The organism is Macrococcus equipercicus (genome assembly GCF_024205945.1).
In the GTDB taxonomy this organism is placed as follows: Bacteria; Bacillota; Bacilli; order Staphylococcales; family Staphylococcaceae; genus Macrococcus; species Macrococcus equipercicus.
The window spans coordinates 1,284,877-1,299,415 of the sequence record NZ_CP073809.1 but is presented as its reverse complement, the minus strand read 5'-3'; the positions used below and the strand labels follow the sequence as shown (position 1 = coordinate 1,299,415).

Below are 14,539 nucleotides of genomic sequence, written 5' to 3'. Positions count from 1 at the left end.
GATGCTGAATAAAGTGAACGGTATCGTCATACGTCGTGTTGACTACGGGGATTCGCATCTCATAGTGACGTTTCTTGCCGAGCACGGCAGAAAGATACCGGTCATGGCAAGAAACGCTAAGAAATCTAAGAAGTTCGGCTACGCGCTCGATCTGTTCTATGAGAATCTATTTATTTTCTCCCAGTTCAAAGGGATGGGCACACTGAGCTCTGTTGATACGCTGAACAGCCATTATGAGATTCGGAGTGATCTGTTCAAGCTGACTTATGCGCAGTACATTGCTGAGCTGATTGATAAGGCGATGGAAGATGATGACGAAAGTAAGTTCGTCTATGAGCTGTTGAAGTTCGGTCTTGACCATATTGCGGACGGGGCGGATCCTGCTGTCATCGCACTGATCGCCAGTCTGAAATGCATGCCGCTCTATGGCTACACGCCGAACTTCACTGAGTGTCCAGTCGATCAGTCGGCAGGTCATGCGCAGTTTACAGGCTATTCCATGAAGCTGAACAGTGTACTGACGCAGCGGGCGATGACTGAAGATATGCATGCCGTGCCGATGAGCAACAAAAGCCTGTATTTCCTTTATCTGCTGAACAGTCTGCCGCTCGACCAGTACAGCTCGGTGACGATCAGCGAAGAGCTAGTGAGTGAGATGGAACGGCTGGTCTTCCAGCTGTATGATGAATTCATCGGAGTCTCGCTGAAATCAAGACGAATACTTGAGCAGCTGAGATAGCCGGGTCAAATAAATAAGCCTCCATTCAACTGAATGGAGGCTTATTTTTAAAATTTTACTTTTTCAGAAAGGAAGTTTTTGACTTCGCTGATCGGCATACGTACTTGTTCCATCGTATCGCGGTCGCGGACAGTCACCTGGTTGTCTTCCAGTGAATCGAAGTCGAAGGTGATGCAGTACGGTGTTCCGATTTCATCCTGACGACGGTAGCGTTTACCGATTGACTGACTTTCATCAAAATCGATATTGAAATCCGCACTTAATTCTTCGAATACTTGAAGCGCGTCTTTAGACAGCTTTTTGCTGAGCGGCAGGATGGCTGCCTTATAAGGTGCAAGTGCCGGGTGGAAACGCAGCACAGTACGTTTGTCATCGCCTTCAAGCGCTTCCTCATCGAAAGCATCACACAGGAATGCAAGTGTCACACGGTCCGCGCCAAGTGACGGCTCGATACAGAACGGGACATATTTCTCGTTCGTTTCCGGGTCGTGATAAGTGAAGTCATCGCCGGAATGCTCCATGTGTTTTTTGAGGTCGAAGTCAGTACGGCTGGCAATACCCCACAGCTCACCCCAGCCGAACGGAAATCTGTATTCGATATCTGTTGTCGCGTTAGAGTAGTGCGACAGTTCATCTTCATCGTGGTCGCGCAGACGTGTGTTTTCTTCTTTGACGCCCAGCGTTTTCAGCCAGTCTGCCGCAAACGTTTTCCAGTAGTTCTGCCATTCGATTTCAGTGCCCGGCTTACAGAAGAATTCCAGCTCCATCTGTTCGAATTCACGTGTACGGAATGTGAAGTTACCCGGCGTGATTTCGTTACGGAATGATTTGCCGACCTGAGCGATACCGAACGGTAATTTTTTACGCATAGAACGCTGAACATTTTTGTAGTTGACGAAAATACCTTGAGCCGTCTCAGGACGAAGGAAGATTTCGTTTGTTGAAGATTCAGTGACGCCCTGGAATGTTTTGAACATCAAGTTGAACTGACGGATATCCGTATAGTCGTGGGCGCCGCATTCCGGGCAGTCGATATGATGGTCGTCAATCAGACGCTTCATCTCATCGAAGCTTAAGCCGTCTGCGATGAATGTATCGTCTTCCTGCTGCATAACGTCTTCGATCAGTTTGTCTGCTCGATGACGCGCTTTACAGTTTTTGCAGTCGATCATCGGATCGTTGAAGTTTGATAAGTGGCCGCTTGCTTCCCAAGTCCTAGGGTTCATTAAAATAGCTGCATCTAGTCCGACGTTATACGGGGACTGCTGCACAAATTTCTGCCACCATGCTTTTTTTACGTTGTTTTTCAGTTCTACACCGAGCGGGCCGTAGTCCCACGTGTTTGCCAGACCGCCGTAAATTTCACTGCCTGGAAAGACAAATCCGCGGTGTTTTGCAAGCGATACTACTGTATCCATGTTTGTCATTGATAATTCCTCCTTATGATTAAAGCGGATAAAAAAAGTCCCAAGGCATTATGCCTTGGGACGAGTATATTACCCGCGGTTCCACCCAAATTAGTGTTTCCACTCATCTTTGAATATTAACATAATCAGGCCATTTAAGTGTTAAGCTCTCACCGTCCTTAACTCGCTTATTATGAATATATCATGATTTAAATGGAGAGACAATCATTTAAATCAATTATTTGTGTCACAAAGCTTTAAGGCGTATAATAAATTTATCTAACTATGTCCAAGGGGTGTTCACCATCGAATTGAATCAAAGACAGGAAAAGATTCTGCAAATAGTCAAGAACAATGGCCCCATTACAGGAGAGAAGATAGCAGAGCGGTTAAATTTAACGCGGGCGACATTAAGACCGGATCTCGCGATTTTGACGATGGCCGGATACTTGGATGCAAGACCCCGGGTCGGTTATTTCTACACCGGTAAATCAAGTACGCAGCTGCTGTCTGCATCCATCAGAAAGTTCCAGGTCAAAGACTTTCAGTCGATACCGAGTGTGATCAATGAAGATGTATCGGCCTATGATGCGATTTGTGCGATGTTTCTTGAGGACGTCGGGACATTGTTTGTCATCAATAAGAAGAATCAGCTGGTCGGTGTCTGTTCCCGTAAAGATCTGCTCCGTGCTTCCATGGGCGGCCAGGACATTCATGCCGTGCCGGTTCACGTGATTATGAGCCGTATGCCTAATCTGTCGGTCGTGACGCCTGATGACCTGCTCGTCTATGCGGCTAACTTGCTCATTGAGAAGCAGATTGATTCACTGCCGGTGGTAAAGAAAAAAGGCTCCAGCTATGAAGTGACCGGACGTATTACGAAGACTACTATAACGCGTGCGTTTGTCGCACTAATTGAAGATGAATAGGAGTATTACTCATGGATGAAATCAGATTAATCATTGCTTCGGATTCTGTCGGAGAGACAGCTGAACTTGTAACGAAAGCCTGTACTTCGCAATTCAACCAGCTTGGTAATGCCCTTGAGACAATCCGTCTTCCTTACATTGAAACACCTGAGAATATAGACGAAGTGATTGCCATTGCACGTGAACAGCGTTCTATCGTGATATATACGCTCGTCAGACCGGATATCCGCAAGTATATGAAAGAGCAGCTTGAACAGTACGGGCTGAAGCATGTCGATATCATGGGGCCGCTCATGGCTGAACTGACAAATGAACTGAATGAGTCGCCGCTCAATGAGCCGGGAGTTGTCCATAAGCTTGATGAAGATTATTTCAAGAAGATAGAGGCGATTGAGTTCGCTGTTAAATATGACGACGGCCGTGATCCGAGAGGGCTGCCTAAAGCGGACATCGTGCTGATTGGTGTATCGCGTACTTCTAAGACACCGCTCAGTCAGTATCTTGCCCATAAACGCTTTAAGGTGATGAACGTGCCGCTTGTGCCGGAAGTAGATCCACCTGACCAGCTGTTTGAAATTGATGCGGCAAAATGCATCGCCCTGAAAATTGATCCGACCAAGCTGAATGCTATCCGTAAAGCGCGGCTGACTCAGCTCGGTCTGAATGATGATGCCAATTACGCGCAGGACCGGCGGATTCTTGAGGAGCTTGAGTATTTCGAGAAAATCGTCAGCCGCATCGGCTGTCCGGTCATCGATGTGTCAAATAAAGCCATCGAAGAGACGGCTAATGAAATCATCAAGATCATTACGACCAATAACAGATACGATTACTAAGAGGTGTTAGTTTGCAGTTAGATCAAGACCTTATTAACGAAATACGTGAAAAGAATGACATTCTTGACGTAGTCAGCCAATATGTGAAGCTAGAAAAAAGGGGACGTAACTATATCGGTTTATGTCCCTTTCATGATGAAAAGACGCCATCCTTTTCAGTATCAGTCGATAAGCAAATCTGTCATTGCTTCGGCTGCAAAAAAGGCGGGAATGTCTTTCAGTTTATGGAGCAGATTGAAAATATCTCATTTGTGGAAGCTGTCAGAAGACTCGGTGAAAATGTCGGCGTCCAAATAGCACAGCGTGAACCGGTCGTCTATGCCAATGATAATATGAAGATGATTGAAATGCATGAACTGCTGCGCGATTATTATCATTACGTGCTGAAAGCGATTGAGGAGGCAGAGCCTGCGCTGCAGTATTTATATGACCGGGGCTTTACAGATGAAATCATCAACCGCGAGAAGATCGGCTACAGCCCGAATATCAGTCATTTTGCGCATGACTTTCTGGAGAAACGCGGGTTTGACAAGGCGCTTGCCTACGAGGCCGGACTGTTATCGAGAAATGAAGAAAATTTCAGCTACTATGACCGCTTCCGTGACCGGATCATGTTTCCGATCAACAATGCCCAGGGACATACGGTCGGTTTTTCCGGGAGAACGTATAAGAATGAGGAACCGAAATATTTAAACAGCCCGGAAACCCCGGTCTTCCAGAAACGACAGCTCCTTTATCATCTGGATGTCGCGCGCAAAGCAATCAGACAGCAGGATGAAGTCATTCTGCTGGAAGGTTTTATGGACGTCATCAAAGTGACGGAAGCGGGTCTGACCAATACGATTGCGACGATGGGGACAGCGCTCAGTAAAGAGCATGTGCTGCAGCTGAAGAAGCTTGCCGGCAATGTCACATTGATGTTTGACGGAGATACGGCGGGACAGAAGGCGACGATGAGCGTCGGCGAGAATTTACTGAACGAAGGGATCAGCACCTTTGTCGTACCAGTGAAGAAAGACCGGGACCCGGATGAAATGATCAATGACATGGGCAAAGAGGCCTTTTTAAGTTATGTCATGCACAATAAGCTGTCTTTCGTCAGTTACAAGCTGAAGGAAATGTCAAAGCAGGTGGCTTCCAACGACCTTGTCTTTGATCAGCGGCTGAAAGAAGTGACGAATGACATCGCACGTATTAAATCACCGGCTCTGAGGAAAAAAGTATTGCACGAGGCTAGTGAATTGTTTAAAGTAGATTTTGACAGTCTCAATTTTGAAGTCAGTAAATATATTCCTCAGTCAGCGCCACAGTTCACTCCAGGCCCAAGAATCGTTACGTATTCCAAGCCTGAAAGAGCGGAACGGTTGGTGCTTAAACATTTTTTTAAGGATAAATATTTGTTCAACAAAATGACAGGTTATATTACAGCTGAACATTTCAAAAAGCAGGAACATCAGGAGATATTTATTGCTTTAACAGGGTATTATGAAAGCAGCGACTATTTTAACGTCAGTCAGTTTTTATCGTTCGTTCCGGCCCATTGTCAAAGCGATATTATTTCAATTGATGAAATCATCATCAACCAGGACCCGTCAGTCGAGGAGATAGAGGACTATATTTATGTCATCCGTCATGAACAGGAGGAACTGCGCAGTCTGAGTCACTTGAAGCAGTCGCTGTCTGAAGCGATTGCAGAAAGTAATGAAGCTGAGCGAGACCGGTTGATGAAGGCGATCATTGACTATAACAGACAGAAAAAACTGAAGTAACTCAGGAGGTAATGCTTAGTGGCTAAAAAGAAAGAGAGCATCACAGCAAATAACAACGAAGGACTGTTGACCGTCGATCAGGTCAAAGCACAGTTGATTGAAACAGGAAAAAAGAATGGTCAGTTAAGCCATGAGGAAATTGCGGACCGTCTGCAGAATTTTGAGATGGATGCAGACCAGATGGATGAATTTTTCGAAGCGATCGCTGAAAATGATATTACATTGATCAATGAAAAAGATGCACAAGATACTGATGACAAAATCAATCTGAATGATTTGTCAGCACCTCCCGGCGTTAAAATCAACGACCCTGTGCGGATGTATTTAAAAGAAATCGGCCGTGTCAACTTGCTCAGCGCTGCTGAAGAAATTGAACTTGCGAAGCGGATAGAGCAGGGTGATGAAGTGGCAAAAGCGCGGCTTGCTGAAGCGAACTTACGTCTAGTTGTCAGCATCGCAAAACGCTACGTCGGCCGCGGCATGCTGTTTCTCGACTTGATTCAGGAAGGGAATATGGGCCTGATCAAAGCGGTTGAGAAGTTTGACTTCAACAAAGGGTTTAAATTCTCCACTTATGCAACGTGGTGGATCCGTCAGGCGATCACACGTGCGATCGCTGACCAGGCGCGGACGATTCGTATTCCTGTCCACATGGTGGAGACCATCAACAAGTTGATCCGCGTACAGCGCCAGCTGCTGCAGGATCTAGGCCGTGATCCGAGCCCGGAGGAAATCGGTGAGGAAATGGACCTGCCGGCAGAGAAAGTGCGGGAAATTCTTAAGATTGCCCAGGAGCCGGTATCACTTGAAACGCCGATCGGGGAAGAAGATGACAGTCATTTAGGGGACTTCATCGAAGACCAGGATGCCCAGAGTCCGGCAGATCACGCTGCTTATGAACTGCTGAAAGAGCAGCTGGAAGATGTCCTCGATACATTGACAGACCGTGAGGAGAACGTCCTGCGACTTCGTTTCGGTTTAGACGATGGTCGTACACGGACGCTGGAAGAAGTAGGAAAGGTCTTTGGTGTGACACGTGAGCGTATCCGCCAGATTGAAGCGAAAGCCCTCCGTAAATTAAGACACCCATCCAGAAGCAAACGTCTGAAGGATTTCATGGATTAATTTATTGATTAAAATCTTGAAAACACTTTGACATTGCTAGTATTTAATATAAAATAGAAATGTATATGGTGAATTTAAAGGGAGGTATATTTAATGAATCGCAATCCAGTCATTCCATTTATTCTTATCCTGCTTATGGGTGTAGGCCTGGTGTTCTTCTTGTCAGCTCACGGTGCGAACAAAGCAGCAGAGAATAAAGACGAAGGTACTAAAACAGCGCAGAAATTTGATGCTGCGTCGTTTGCTAAAGACAACTGTACTTCATGTCATGGTCAAAACCTTGAAGGTGCAATGGGACCTAAACTTACAGGAAACAAAAAACCTGCAGATGAGATGAAAAAAATTATCCGTAACGGTAAAGGCCCGATGCCTGCACATGATGAATCTGTAATCGCTGATAAAGATTTGGATACACTTGTGAAATACTTAAAAGACGGCGCGAAATAATAAATGAAAAATCTTTTGCTGAGGCAAAGGATTTTTTTTTGAAAGGAAACCATTATGCTGAGTAAACGTTTAGAACAAGTAGCGGCCTATGTAACAGGCACGACGATGGCAGATATCGGATCAGACCATGCTTATCTGCCGATTGCATTAGTAGCGGACGGCAAAGTCACAAGTGCTGTAGCCGGAGAAGTGGTCGACGGCCCGTTTCAGGCTGCAGTCAACAATGTCAGAGCACACGGACTGACGCATAAGATTGCTGTGAGAAAAGGATCAGGACTTGAAGTGATTGCAGACGGTGAAGTAGATTCAATCACCATCTGCGGCATGGGTGGTCCGCTGATTGCTGACATCCTGTTAAGCGGCATGAACAAGCTGAACAGTGCACCACGACTGATTCTACAGAGCAATATCCATACAGCAAGTGTCAGAGCAGCATTAATCAAGCTCGGTTATACGATCACGGCTGAAGAGATCATCAAAGAGAAGCGTCATATATATGAGATTGTCGTAGCCGACAAGCAGCAGCCGATGACACTGACAGCGGCAGAGCTCAAATTCGGCCCACTGTTGATGGCAGAGCGTTCTCCGCTGTTCCTTGAAAAATGGACGCGGGAATACAACCACCTGCAGCGTGTAAAGGAAAGTATTAAAGACAATCCAGAACAGACAGAGCGGCTCAAGGAAATCGAGCAGCAGCTTATCATGTTTAAAGAGGTGATCGGATGAAAATCAATGAACTGATGCAGCTGATTGACCGGGAAATCCCGCTTAGTAAGGCAGAGTCGTGGGATAATGTCGGACTGCTGATCGGCGATAAAGAGTCGGCAATCACGACTATTATGACGACGCTCGACTGCACGCTTGAAGTGGTGGAAGAAGCCGTACAGCAACAGTGTAACACCATTATCTGCCATCATCCGCTCATCTTCAGCGGCATTAAAAACATTACGAATCAAGGTTATGGTGCTGTGATTCAGCAGCTGATCAAAAATAGTATCAATCTGATTGCACTGCATACGAATCTGGATGCCCATCCGCAAGGCGTCAGCGCGATGATCGCTGATAAGCTTGATCTTATAAATCAGGACATTCTTGTGCCTCAGCTGAGTGCTATGGCTAAATTACAGCTGTTTGTACCTGAATCCCATGTGATGCAGGTTAAAGCAGCATTGAGTGAAGCAGGCGCCGGACAGATCGGTGATTACAGCGACTGCTTCTTCCAGCTGGAAGGCACAGGTCAGTTCAAGCCGGACGCCAGTGCTCATCCTTATACGGGAGAAGTCGGAAAGCTGGAAATTGTCGATGAGATTAAGCTTGAATGCGTCTTTGAGCCGCGTTTAAGACGTCAGGTGGAGGCAGCTTTAATAGCCAGCCATCCTTATGAGGAGCCGGCTTACGACATATATGAGTTTCTAGTGAAAGATATGTTTGGCACGGGCATTAAAGCAGAGCTGGAGCAGCCGGTTCAGATCGGGAACTGGTTGAAAGAGGTGAAGTCGAAGCTTAAGGTGGACACTGTCCGTCTGATCGGCAGCCCTGATCAGGAAATCCGCACAGTCGGTATTATCGGCGGCGCGGGCATGGATTATGTCCCGGCTGTCAGACAGTCAGGTGTGGATGTCTTTTTGACAGGTGATATCAAGTACCACGAGGCGCATGACTTATTGATGAATGGCCTGCCGGCTGTTGATATTCAGCACTATGCGGAGAGTGTGGTGAAAGAGGGACTGAAATCATTGCTGGAGAGCTTTGACCTTGATGTACCTGTCATCAGTTCAACTGTGGATACGAATCCATTTAAAGCTTATTGACCGCATAATAAATAGACACCGGACAAGAAAATCTCGTTCGGTGTCTTTATATTGGACGGAATTGTTATAGCACATCCACTGGCTTTGGATTTTTGATTTTCGGCAGTATTTTATCAACCGGGACTGCAGAGCGCTCAGGGACAGGCAGCGGATCGGCAGGGTCGAATGACTTCACGTAGTCAATCACTTCCTTGACAATCGGGGTCGGTGTAGAGGCGCCGGCTGTTATCGCAACCGTTGATTTACCGGTAAGCCATTCCAGCTTCAGCTCACTGATGTCAGAAATGCGGTAGGCCTCTGTATGCGCAATTTCTTTCGAGACCTGAGCAAGGCGGTTGGAGTTGTTGCTCTTTGGATCGCCGACGACAATCAGGACATCAGCCTGACCCGCCTGCTCAGCAACTGCTTCCTGTCTCACTTGTGTCGCCAGGCAGATCTCTTTATGAACTTCAATGTGCGGGAATTTTTGTTCAAGCGATTCCATGAGATGGAGGACGTCCCACTGTGACATCGTCGTCTGGTTGGTGACGATCAGCCTGCCGTCTGCGAGTGCAGCAGGCAGCGCATCGATATCATTCTGATTCTCCACTAAATGGACGATCTCAGGGGCAACGCCGACCGCACCTTCAGGTTCCGGATGGCCTTTCTTGCCGATATAGATGACGTGGTAGCCTTCTGCTTTTTTCTGACGGATAAGCGTATGTGTGTTCTCGACATCCGGACAGGTCGCATCAATGCAGACCAGCCCTTTCTCCTTGGCACGGCGCTTCACTTCAGGAGAAACACCGTGCGCTGTGAAGATCACGGTCCCTTCATCAATCTGTTCCAGTATGTCCAGCCGGTTAGGGCCGTCAAGCGTGATGATGCCATCGCTCTCAAAAGCGTCGGTCACATGCTTGTTATGGACGATCATACCGAGTATATATATGGGACGCGGCAGCGTCTGGTCGAGTGATGCATTGCGTGCGATGACCATCGCATCGACGACACCGTAACAATAGCCGCGGGGTGTAATTTTTACGATTTCCATGTTATAGCCTCCTGTCTTTATCAGTATATCAAATTTAACATAGTTCCCTCTATTAATTAAGCCGCTTTCTTTATGGCCCGGTTTCCTATATAATACATGAGATGAACAAATAAAGGAGGACAACAATGGCTAAACATCCATTTGAAAATTTCGAACTTTCATCTGAAATGATTGCAGCGGTGAAAGATTTGAATTTTAATCAGCCGACTGAAGTCCAGAGACGAGTAATTCCTAAACTAACAAGAGGTATTAACCTGATTGGACAATCGCAGACGGGCACAGGGAAATCACATTCTTTCCTACTGCCGCTGATTGATAAGATTGACCCGGCACTGCACGAACCACAGATCATTATTCTTGCGCCGACAAGAGAACTGGCCAAGCAGCTGTATGAGGCAGCTGCGCATTTAGTATCATTTAAAAAGAACATCAAAGTAGGTCTTTACATCGGCGGCACTGACAAGCAGAAAGATATATTAAAATCCAAGGTGGAACCGCAGCTCATCGTCGGCACGCCGAACCGTATCAATGATATGGCGGCTGAAAATGCACTGAAGCTGCATCTGGCTAAATCCATCGTCATTGACGAAGCCGATTTAATGATTGACCTCGGCTTCATGCCTGCCGTCGATACGATTGCCTCACGCCTCGGCGAAGATGCGCAGCTGGCTGTCTTCTCGGCAACCATTCCGAAAGCCCTGCATCCTTTCCTGAACAAATATTTGGCACAGCCTGAATTCGTTCAGATCGATCCGGCAGAACGCACGAACAAAAACATCGAATTCTATCTGATTCCGACGAAGAGCAATGACAGAAAAGAAAAACTATTTGAAGTGATGCAGACGATCAACCCATATTTATGCATCATCTTCGCCAACAGCCGCGAGCATGCAGATGAAGTGCTCGGTTTTCTGGCGGACAAAGGCGTCAAGGCCGGTATCATTCACGGCGGGCTTGCACCTCGTGAACGGACACAGCAGATGAAACGCATCAAGCAGCTCGACTTCCAGTATGTTGTAGCGAGCGACCTGGCGTCACGCGGAATTGATATCGAAGGTGTCAGCCACGTCATCAACTATGAGATCTCTAAAGATGTAGACTTCTTCACACACCGCGTCGGCCGTACAGGCCGCGGCAGCTATCAAGGGACGGCGATCACGCTCTACACGCCTGATGAAGAAGATTTGATCAATCAGATCACAGCGAAGGGCTTTACTTTTATCCACGCTGACGTGAAAGCTGGAGAAATCAAGGAAATCAAGGACCGCACGCAGCGTGCCGGCCGTAAAAAGCAGGAAGACAACATCGAGCAGTCGTTAAAACATAAAGTGAAATCAAAGAAAAAAGTGAAGCCGGGCTATAAGCGTAAGTTCAGATATGAGCTTGACCAACTGAAGCGCAATGAGAAAAAAGCCCACGCGAAACGGACGAACAGAGAAGCAAGAAAGAAATAGGAGTGAAGGCAATGCTGATAGGTTCACATGTATCGATGAGTGGAAAGAAGATGCTGCTTGCTGCATCAGAAGAAGCAGCGTCCTACGGCTCTTCAACATTCATGATCTATACAGGCGCACCGCAGAATACAAGACGTAAACCGATAGAGGAGCTGAATATTGAGGCGGGATTCGCTCATATGAAGGCTAACAACTTATCCAATATAGTCGTCCATGCGCCTTATATCATCAATATCGCCAATACTGTCAAACCGGAAGTGTTTGAACTGGGTGTTGAGTTTCTGCAGAAAGAGATTATCAGAACCGAAGCACTTGGAGCGCGTGACATCGTGCTGCATCCGGGTGCACACGTCGGGGCAGGCGAAGAGGCAGGCATTAAAAAGATCATCGAAGGTCTGAATGAAGTGCTGAGTAACGACAACAGCGTCAGAGTTGCACTTGAAACGATGGCCGGTAAAGGGTCGGAATGCGGCAAGACGTTTGAAGAATTAGCCGAGATCATCAGCGGTGTCAAAAACAATGACCGTCTGTCGGTCTGCTTTGATACATGCCATGTGCATGATGCGGGTTATGATCTGATCAATGATTTTGATGGTGTGCTGAATGAGTTTGATAAAGTGGTCGGTGTCGACAGAATTAAAGTGCTGCATGTCAACGACAGCAAAAATGTGCAGGGTGCAAGAAAAGATAGACATGAAAATTTCGGTTTCGGTGAAATCGGTTTTGATGCGCTGCATTATATCGTCCATCATGAAGCCTTTAAAGAGATTCCAAAGATTTTGGAGACACCTTATGTCGGCATGGACAAGAAAGACAAGAAAGCCCCTTACAAGTTTGAAATCGAAATGATTAAAGGTGGCCGGTTCGATCCGGACCTTCAGACTAAAATAATGAACCAATAAACGCAGGGATGAGTTGTCATCCTTGCGTTTTCATTACGATTTACATTATGATAGATGAGTTAAAAGTTTAAAGAGGTGGACGATGGAACCTATATTTGAAATTAAAAATGTCAATTATCGTTATCCTGACAAAGTGGCGCTGAAAGATATCAATATTAAGATTTATCCCGGAAGCTTCACGGCGATCGTCGGACCGAATGGTTCAGGCAAATCTACGCTGCTGAAACTGATTCTTGGTATCCTTCAGCTGCAGACAGGAACTATTTTAGTGAATGGACAGCGGCTCACCAACCAGCTGTCCGACAAAATCGGCTATGTCTCACAGAAAGCGAATGCCGGCAACACAGGATTTCCGGCGACCGTGAGAGAAGTGATCACAAGCGGCCTTACTCAGGAGAAGAAACTGTTCCAGCGTTTCACGGCACAGGACCGTGAACGTGTGATCCGGTTAATGGAGCGCCTGCATATCATCCATTTACAGCACAAAAATATTTCACAGCTGTCCGGCGGCCAGCAGCAGCGCGTCTTCATCGCAAGAGCGCTGATCTCAAATCCGTCGATTCTGATTCTTGATGAACCGACCGTCGGCATTGATGCGAAGCATGTCGCAGAATTTTATCAGCTGCTCACTCAGCTGAAAAATGAGGGCATCACGATACTGCTTGTCACACACGACATCGGTATCGTGGCAGACACGGCGACGAGCGTCGTCTGTCTGAATCAGCATCTGCATTTCCATGGGACCATCCAGCAGTTCAAATCACTGGACCAGGTTGAGATCTCAAAAATTTATGGTCATCCGGTTCAGTTTGTGGACCATAACCATCAAAGGGAGTGCTGCCAATGATCGATGCATTGATTCAGTTTGACTTTATGAGATACAGTGTTATATGCGGTATGCTGATCGGTATACTGGCGCCCTTAATCGGCACCTTTATTGTGGTCAGACGGCTGTCGCTGATCGCCGATGCACTCAGTCATGTCACGCTCGGCGGCATATCATTCGGCATGCTGCTGACGAAACTCGTGCCTGCCATCGTCATCAGCCCGGTCTGGTCAGGCATTGCTTTCTCGATAATCGGTGCGCTCTTGATCGAGCGGCTGAGAACGGTATACAAGCATTACGAGGAACTTGCGATACCGATCATCATGTCACTCGGGATCGGACTGAGTGTTGTCTTCATTTCACTTGCTGACGGCTTTAATCAGGATTTATTCGGCTACTTGTTCGGCAGCATCAGCGCCGTCACTTTCAGTGATCTGCTGACCATTGCAGCGATTTTCTTAATCGTCGTGTGCTTTGTCGTTTTGTTTTACAAAGAGCTGTTTGTGCTGTCGTTTGACGAGGAGTATGCGCAGATTATCGGTGTGCCGAGACTGCTGCATATTCTGTTCATGCTGGTCGTAGCGCTTGTCATCTCGGCATCGATGCGAGTCGTCGGTATTCTGCTGGTCAGCAGTCTGATCACACTGCCTGTAGCGAGCGCCATGCGCTTTGCAAGAGGGTACAAGGCGCTGATGCTCTGGAGTGTGATATTCGGCGAGGCAGCTGTCATTGCCGGGCTGATACTTGCGTTCTATATGAACATATCACCGGGCGGTATTATTGTGCTGCTGCTGATTGTGATTCTGCTCGGCAGTATCATCTACCAGAAAAGAAGGGAAGGAGGTCTTGTCAATGAAGATTGATGAAGCCATCCAAGTATTAAAAGATAAAGGCTATAAATATACGGATAAACGAAGAGACATGGTTACTATACTGAAGGACGAAGACAAGTATTTGAGTGCCAAACAGATTCAGCTGGCAATGAATGATAAATATCCCGGCATTTCATTCGATACGGTGTACCGCAATCTGCATACATTCAACGAGCTGCATATTGTGGAGACAACGGAATGGGCAGGTGAGAAGAAGTTCAGACTGGCATGCACGAATCATCATCACCATCATTTTATCTGTGAGTCATGCGGCGACACAAAAGTCATCGAGCATTGCCCGATGGCGGTATTTCAAGAAGAGATACCGGACGTTGAAATCCGCTCCCACAAAATTGAACTGTACGGATTATGCGAGAAATGTAAATAAAGACC

The 14,539-nt window shown here is 46.8% G+C and carries 15 protein-coding genes; 13 read left to right on the top strand and 2 right to left on the bottom strand.

All coding sequences use genetic code 11. The annotated features are described in order from the left end of the window. The first annotated feature begins 1 nt into the window (after position 1). Entirely contained in the window at positions 2–739 is a 738-nt protein-coding gene (gene recO / locus KFV11_RS06720; protein WP_254249537.1) for a DNA repair protein RecO, read from the top strand. Positions 740–786: 47 nt separating this feature from the next. On the opposite strand, the gene KFV11_RS06715 is transcribed toward recO, so the two are convergent. Next, positions 787–2,166, bottom strand: coding sequence for a glycine--tRNA ligase (locus KFV11_RS06715; RefSeq protein WP_254249536.1), 1,380 nt, complete (start codon positions 2,164–2,166; stop codon positions 787–789). 275 nt (positions 2,167–2,441) lie between these two features. Between KFV11_RS06715 and ccpN the strand changes: the two genes are divergently transcribed. From ccpN to KFV11_RS06680, 7 genes are all read left to right on the top strand, one after another. Further along, the gene (ccpN, locus tag KFV11_RS06710) at positions 2,442–3,074 is read left to right on the top strand and encodes a transcriptional regulator CcpN (RefSeq protein ID WP_149458543.1); all 633 of its coding nucleotides are present in this window, start codon (positions 2,442–2,444) and stop codon (positions 3,072–3,074) included. A gap of 11 nt (positions 3,075–3,085) precedes the next feature. After that, the gene (locus tag KFV11_RS06705; RefSeq protein ID WP_149458544.1) at positions 3,086–3,910 is read left to right on the top strand and encodes a pyruvate, water dikinase regulatory protein; all 825 of its coding nucleotides are present in this window, start codon (positions 3,086–3,088) and stop codon (positions 3,908–3,910) included. An 11-nt stretch (positions 3,911–3,921) separates the two neighbouring features. Next, positions 3,922–5,679 (top strand): DNA primase, encoded by a 1,758-nt coding sequence (gene dnaG / locus KFV11_RS06700; protein ID WP_149458545.1) that lies wholly within the window; start codon positions 3,922–3,924, stop codon positions 5,677–5,679. Positions 5,680–5,697: 18 nt separating this feature from the next. Further along, a complete protein-coding gene (rpoD, locus tag KFV11_RS06695; protein ID WP_149458546.1) occupies positions 5,698–6,804 on the top strand; it encodes an RNA polymerase sigma factor RpoD in 1,107 nt (368 codons plus the stop codon). 93 nt (positions 6,805–6,897) lie between these two features. After that, positions 6,898–7,251 carry a c-type cytochrome gene (locus KFV11_RS06690; RefSeq protein WP_254249535.1) on the top strand — a complete coding sequence of 118 codons (354 nt, stop codon included), beginning with the start codon at positions 6,898–6,900 and terminating at the stop codon, positions 7,249–7,251. A gap of 54 nt (positions 7,252–7,305) precedes the next feature. Then, complete coding sequence (locus tag KFV11_RS06685; RefSeq protein WP_149458548.1) at positions 7,306–7,977, top strand: tRNA (adenine(22)-N(1))-methyltransferase; 672 nt, start codon at positions 7,306–7,308, stop codon at positions 7,975–7,977. Beyond that, positions 7,974–9,062: a Nif3-like dinuclear metal center hexameric protein gene (locus KFV11_RS06680; protein ID WP_254249534.1), complete on the top strand. Its 1,089-nt coding sequence runs from the start codon at positions 7,974–7,976 to the stop codon at positions 9,060–9,062. The genes KFV11_RS06685 and KFV11_RS06680 overlap by 4 nt, the downstream gene beginning before the upstream one ends. A 64-nt stretch (positions 9,063–9,126) precedes the next feature. Here the strand turns inward: KFV11_RS06680 and KFV11_RS06675 are convergent, their stop codons facing one another. Next, positions 9,127–10,092: a 4-hydroxy-3-methylbut-2-enyl diphosphate reductase gene (locus KFV11_RS06675; RefSeq protein WP_254249533.1), complete on the bottom strand. Its 966-nt coding sequence runs from the start codon at positions 10,090–10,092 to the stop codon at positions 9,127–9,129. 125 nt (positions 10,093–10,217) lie between these two features. On the opposite strand from KFV11_RS06675, the gene KFV11_RS06670 reads away from it, so the two are divergent. From KFV11_RS06670 to KFV11_RS06650, 5 genes are all read left to right on the top strand, one after another. Then, positions 10,218–11,546 (top strand): DEAD/DEAH box helicase, encoded by a 1,329-nt coding sequence (locus KFV11_RS06670; protein WP_149458551.1) that lies wholly within the window; start codon positions 10,218–10,220, stop codon positions 11,544–11,546. Between the two features lie 11 nt (positions 11,547–11,557). Continuing rightward, positions 11,558–12,448: a deoxyribonuclease IV gene (locus KFV11_RS06665; protein ID WP_254249532.1), complete on the top strand. Its 891-nt coding sequence runs from the start codon at positions 11,558–11,560 to the stop codon at positions 12,446–12,448. Positions 12,449–12,530: 82 nt separating this feature from the next. Beyond that, positions 12,531–13,295, top strand: a complete 765-nt coding sequence (locus KFV11_RS06660) for a metal ABC transporter ATP-binding protein (protein WP_149458553.1) — start codon at positions 12,531–12,533, stop codon at positions 13,293–13,295. Continuing rightward, positions 13,292–14,137 carry a metal ABC transporter permease gene (locus tag KFV11_RS06655; protein ID WP_149458554.1) on the top strand — a complete coding sequence of 282 codons (846 nt, stop codon included), beginning with the start codon at positions 13,292–13,294 and terminating at the stop codon, positions 14,135–14,137. The genes KFV11_RS06660 and KFV11_RS06655 overlap by 4 nt, the downstream gene beginning before the upstream one ends. Then, on the top strand, positions 14,127–14,534 hold the full coding sequence (locus KFV11_RS06650; RefSeq protein WP_149458555.1) for a Fur family transcriptional regulator: 408 nt from the start codon (positions 14,127–14,129) through the stop codon (positions 14,532–14,534). Before KFV11_RS06655 ends, KFV11_RS06650 begins: the two co-directional genes overlap by 11 nt. Positions 14,535–14,539 lie beyond the last annotated feature (5 nt).

Coding starts and splice junctions, on each gene's coding strand:
- KFV11_RS06650 (WP_149458555.1), top strand. CDS start 14,127: ATGAAGATTGATGAAGCCATCCAAGTATTAAAAGATAAAGGCTATAAA.
- KFV11_RS06675 (WP_254249533.1), bottom strand. CDS start 10,092: ATGGAAATCGTAAAAATTACACCCCGCGGCTATTGTTACGGTGTCGTC.
- KFV11_RS06665 (WP_254249532.1), top strand. CDS start 11,558: ATGCTGATAGGTTCACATGTATCGATGAGTGGAAAGAAGATGCTGCTT.
- KFV11_RS06680 (WP_254249534.1), top strand. CDS start 7,974: ATGAAAATCAATGAACTGATGCAGCTGATTGACCGGGAAATCCCGCTT.
- KFV11_RS06690 (WP_254249535.1), top strand. CDS start 6,898: ATGAATCGCAATCCAGTCATTCCATTTATTCTTATCCTGCTTATGGGT.
- KFV11_RS06715 (WP_254249536.1), bottom strand. CDS start 2,166: ATGACAAACATGGATACAGTAGTATCGCTTGCAAAACACCGCGGATTT.
- KFV11_RS06705 (WP_149458544.1), top strand. CDS start 3,086: ATGGATGAAATCAGATTAATCATTGCTTCGGATTCTGTCGGAGAGACA.
- recO (WP_254249537.1), top strand. CDS start 2: ATGCTGAATAAAGTGAACGGTATCGTCATACGTCGTGTTGACTACGGG.
- KFV11_RS06685 (WP_149458548.1), top strand. CDS start 7,306: ATGCTGAGTAAACGTTTAGAACAAGTAGCGGCCTATGTAACAGGCACG.
- KFV11_RS06660 (WP_149458553.1), top strand. CDS start 12,531: ATGGAACCTATATTTGAAATTAAAAATGTCAATTATCGTTATCCTGAC.
- KFV11_RS06670 (WP_149458551.1), top strand. CDS start 10,218: ATGGCTAAACATCCATTTGAAAATTTCGAACTTTCATCTGAAATGATT.
- KFV11_RS06655 (WP_149458554.1), top strand. CDS start 13,292: ATGATCGATGCATTGATTCAGTTTGACTTTATGAGATACAGTGTTATA.